The sequence below is a fragment of the Ancylomarina euxina genome (assembly GCF_003863355.1).
GTDB classification, from domain to species: domain Bacteria; phylum Bacteroidota; class Bacteroidia; order Bacteroidales; family Marinifilaceae; genus Ancylomarina; species Ancylomarina euxinus.
Window position 1 is genome coordinate 1 of the sequence record NZ_QQWG01000065.1, and the last position, 902, is coordinate 902.

General features: G+C 35.5%; 1 protein-coding gene. It reads left to right on the plus strand.

Features of this window, described 5'->3' with window-relative positions; all coding sequences use genetic code 11:
* The first annotated feature begins 417 nt into the window (after positions 1 to 417).
* On the plus strand, positions 418 to 723 hold the full coding sequence (locus tag DWB61_RS17590) for a hypothetical protein (RefSeq protein ID WP_125032243.1): 306 nt from the start codon (positions 418 to 420) through the stop codon (positions 721 to 723).
* The last annotated feature ends 179 nt before the right edge of the window (positions 724 to 902 follow it).

The window sequence follows — 902 nt, forward strand, 5'->3', positions numbered from 1 at the left end:
AACAAAGTGTCATAAGTAATGCGGGGAAACGTGCAAATTTTGAACATAAATGCCTATATTTGAGCTTTATCACGGCTTGAAAGTTTAGTGGGGTTAAATCCCGCACTACTCATACACTAGGCCGTTACCATTCATTGCACTCAACAAATGAATTTAAAAATACCCATGGAAAAGAGAGTGAAATGATTAACCATAATTCTTGCTCTTTTGGCAAATCTTTTTGATATTGTGATTACGATTATTTATCTGCTGCCAGAATATTGAAATGGAAATACTTTAAGAATAAGTCAATGATTTTAAACAGAATAATTATAAGACAATAGAATTATTGACAGATTAATTTTAAAAGTAATTCAAGACAGGGGATTAGCTTATTCAATCACTAAGCCAGCTGACTTAAATTTTAGAGCAGGTGGCGTGTCTCTGAGGGCAGGTAACTTAAATTTTGGAGCAGGTGGCGTGTCTCTGAGGGCAGGTAACTTAAATTTTAGAGCAGGTGACGTGTCTCTGAGAGCAGGTAACTTAAATTTTAGAGCAGGTGGCGTGTCTCTGAAAGCAGCTAACTTAAATTTTAGAGCAAGTTACGTAACTCTGGAAGCAGCTGACTTAAATTCTAGAGCAGGTGGCGTATCTCTGAGAGTAAGTAATTTATATTTTAGAGCAGATAATTTGATTTTGGATGGAAGTGAAAAGAACATAACACTTACCGTTTTGTTTAAATAATTCGAAATATTAGATGGAATAAGCAACGAAATGGTAACAAAAGCTAAATTTTATGGGCGGTGACGAGCAGTTTGAAAGTTTAGTTCATCTAATAAACACCAGCAAGCCACCTAGATTTGGTTTGCAAAAAATATAAACAAATTTATGCGGCTTGCTTCCGCGCGGTTTGAAAGGATTTT